This window comes from Flavobacterium branchiophilum NBRC 15030 = ATCC 35035, assembly GCF_002217205.1.
GTDB lineage: Bacteria > Bacteroidota > Bacteroidia > Flavobacteriales > Flavobacteriaceae > Flavobacterium > Flavobacterium branchiophilum.
Window position 1 is genome coordinate 1 of sequence record NZ_MUGT01000029.1, and the last position, 3,593, is coordinate 3,593.

At 29.1% G+C, this 3,593-nt stretch carries 2 protein-coding genes; both read right to left on the reverse strand.

Going from position 1 to position 3,593, the window contains the following annotated elements; genetic code table 11:
• Positions 1 to 351: 351 nt before the first annotated feature.
• Positions 352 to 2,244 carry a pectate lyase family protein gene (locus B0A58_RS03975; protein WP_089079985.1) on the reverse strand — a complete coding sequence of 631 codons (1,893 nt, stop codon included), beginning with the start codon at positions 2,242 to 2,244 and terminating at the stop codon, positions 352 to 354.
• Between the two features lie 25 nt (positions 2,245 to 2,269).
• Positions 2,270 to 3,364 carry a hypothetical protein gene (locus tag B0A58_RS03980; RefSeq protein WP_089079986.1) on the reverse strand — a complete coding sequence of 365 codons (1,095 nt, stop codon included), beginning with the start codon at positions 3,362 to 3,364 and terminating at the stop codon, positions 2,270 to 2,272.
• Positions 3,365 to 3,593 lie beyond the last annotated feature (229 nt).

Consider the following 3,593-nt stretch of genomic DNA (forward strand, 5'->3'; position numbering starts at 1 on the left):
GTGGTGTAATAGTTGTTTTCTTCGGTGCAGCCAAAAAGGGTTATTAGAATAAATAGAGCTACTGTTTTTAGTTTTTTCATAAAGTATGGTTTTATAGGTTAATAAATTAATTAGTTTTTTAATTTCTAAATTGTTGTTTTGAATTCTTTTCTAAATTAGTTTCTTTTAAGAAATGGAAATTACAGTAATGGATTAATTTGAATTTTGTTTAATATTAAAGTATAAACAAATGAAATGGGGTTTTTACTAGTTTGTTTTTTATATATTTTATGTTTTTATGATCAAATGTAATAAATTATTTTTATACTACAAACATTTTTATTAAAAAAAACAAAAAAATATAAAATATTTCTATATACTATATGTAATTCTATGTTTTTCAATCAAATACAACGTCAATTCTTCAATTTTTTCTTGTTGGCGTTTGATGATGTCTCCTACTGCTATGCCGTCTTTTTCTACCTCGGTAGCACTTGGCATGTTAGGCAAGTGGCCTTTTTCTTGTATGTGTTGTGCTACTTGTTGTAGTGGCATGAGTTTGTAATCGTTTGCAAAAACGTAGTCGGGCCAAGTTAGTCCTGCTTCCTTGACATATACTTCGTTGCGTACACGCACTTTGCCGTTTACGATGAGTTTGTAAGCGGCATCATAATCGTTCATTTCTTGTGAGGCAGTACCGATAATGGTTCGCCCATCTACTTGTAATTTTGCAGGATTTGTAGTAAATGGTGCTGCTGTACCTATACGCACGTTGCCTAAATCATCTAAGCGGATACCAGGTGAAGTTGGGAGGTCTGAAGTTGGGGAATTAATTATTGCATGACCTTGCATTTTTATGTTGGATATTGCTTTATAATCCCATATTATACCACCTGTTCCTGTGATATTCGCCCACGTTGCTCTTCCTTCATTATCTGAACAAGTTAGAACTTTTGTCGCTGCCGCTGTATTTATATGAGCATTGTTTTGACCACCCAATTGTGCTGATAATATTAAACCACCTTTTAAATGAGTCAAACTCTTATTATTACCACTTTGATTAACAGGATCTGAATAAAAACCATCAAATCCTAATTGTGAATACATTACACCTGCACGTTCATTATAAAGTAATTGTGTTAGTTTTCCTTGATCGTCAATATCGTCCATGGTGCTTCCTGAAGCACCTGTTGAGCCTCCATGTACTTTTAAATTTGCCATTTCAAAATTTGTTATTGTTGTTGCCCAAGCACCTGAAGTTAAATTTATAGCTTTTGCACCACTATTAAAACTTGAGGTTTTTTTCCAATCGGCGTTTTTAAACCTATTAAACACATTTCTATCTCCAGAAATATCTTTAACAATATTGGTTTGAAATTGAAAAACTTGAATACTAAAATCTTCAAATGTATTTCTAAATGGTTTAAAGCCTGCTCCTTCAAAAACTATGTTATTTTCTCTTGCTCTATCCATTTTTATGTTAGAAAAAGTATTGTGTCTAATACCATCACCACTAGCTACAGAGTTTAATACAATGCCTTTGTTTATTAGTTTCATAAAAATATTATCAAACAAATTGTTATTAATAAAACCTGTTTGATTGTTTAGATAAATTGCTCCCTTTTGAAAAGTTTGATTAGCACCAGCACCACCCACATTATCAATAGAAATATCTCTAAAAGCATTGTTTTCTGCACCGCTTTTTAATTCAATTGCAGACACAATACCTGTATTATTAGGTGTATAAGCAGAGCAATCAATACTCAAGTTTTTGACAACATTGTTTTTGCCTGAAATTTCAAAGATGCTGTTTGTGGCTGGGAAAGCATCACTCCCCGTGTTTTCAGGCTTTATTATCGTTAAATTTGATTCTCCTTCAATAGTAATATTATCCGCATTTATTACAATTGGTCCATTAATTTCATATCTTCCACGCTGTATGAAAATATTTCTATAACCTAAATTAATAGCATTTTGAATTTCAATTTCTAATCTTAATGCCATCCAAAAAACCTCACTTTTTACAACTCTGTCAGCTCTCCAACTTAATGGAGAGTTACCAAAAGCAGTGACATTAGGATTAAGATCTGTTGTAGAAATAGGATTTGCATTTACTCCAATTACATACCTTTCATTAGTAGGTATGTTTAGATTTGTTGTAACACCATTAACCACTTTGTTAACGGGATAATTTTGTGCTTCTAATTGCTGTAATGATAAACAGCTTAAAGCAAAAATAAACGATTTAATAATTTTTGTTTGCATATTATATTGAATTTAAAATTAATTGTTACCAAACAATCACTGTATTTCCTTGATTGATGAGTGTTTGTTTATATGTAAGCCCTAAACCTGTTAAAGGGGCATCATTTGATAAATTTATTGTTTTTCCTGATACAGGTTGAATTGTTAAAAATTTTTCTAAAATATCTTCTGCATCAAAATTATCTAATCCTAAAATATTTAAACTATAATTTTTACAATAATTAAGTAATGGCATATTAAATAAAGTATCCGTAAAATAAGTAGTTCCTAATGAACCTGTATTAAATTCACATTGAAAATTATCACATCTTGTGAGTTGTGGAAAATTAAAGTGATTTATGTAAGAGTCTATACTTAAATAAAAATAATTCATTTTTTCAACTAAAGGAAATGTAATGGTGTCCATGTGTAAACCATCTAATGTAAGGTTATATATTTCTTCTAAAATAGGAAAACTTGCTACGGTAAATTTACCAGAAATAATGTTAAAAAAATAGGTTGTATCTGATACATACTTACCCATGATTTTTAAATCAGTAAATGAAACTGTGTTATTTTGAGATACAGAAGTATTTATTGATAAAAATTTATTTATTTCTATTAAGTCATTACAAGTAATTGTAGCAGTTTTATTATTACTTGTATTAGAGGTTGTTTCAATAGTTATCTTATCAGCAATTGTAAAGCCATCTATTAGAATAGTTGAGTTTTGTTTTGAGTTTTTTATTTCAACTTCTGTAACTTTGCCTGTTCCGTTTAAATTAATGTTAGCAAGTTGATTATTTGTGTCTTTCACTATAAAACTTGTTAAATTACTAATAGCATTAACGTTAATTATATTTAAAGAATTATTTTCATCAATAGTAACATTTCTTAATTTGCTGTTTCCAATAATTGAAATAGCCGTCAATTGTGTGGTGTTTTGTATATAAATATTTTCGGTAAGTGTACCAACTTCTTCTTCTAATTGTGCTTGTGCTTCTGCATTTGTGATGTCGCCTTCAATATACACGTTTACTTTGCCAAGACCTTCGGCTGAATAGTTGTTGATAATAGTTTCCTCTGTGCAACCAAATAGGATTACAAGTAGAAAAAAGGATAAAATTTTTAGTGTTTTCATGGTATTGTTTTTTATAATTATTAAGTAAATATAATAAATAATTATAGATATAACTGATGAATCTTAAATAATATTCTAATTTATTGGTGTTCTTTAATTATTATTCAAAGTAAAGCAATATTTATATCATAAGTGTTCCAATTTATTGATAAAATTTTTCAATTTATTGATATTTTTTATATCTTTGAAAAAACATACAGATATGACCACAATTTAACCCAACTTGCCG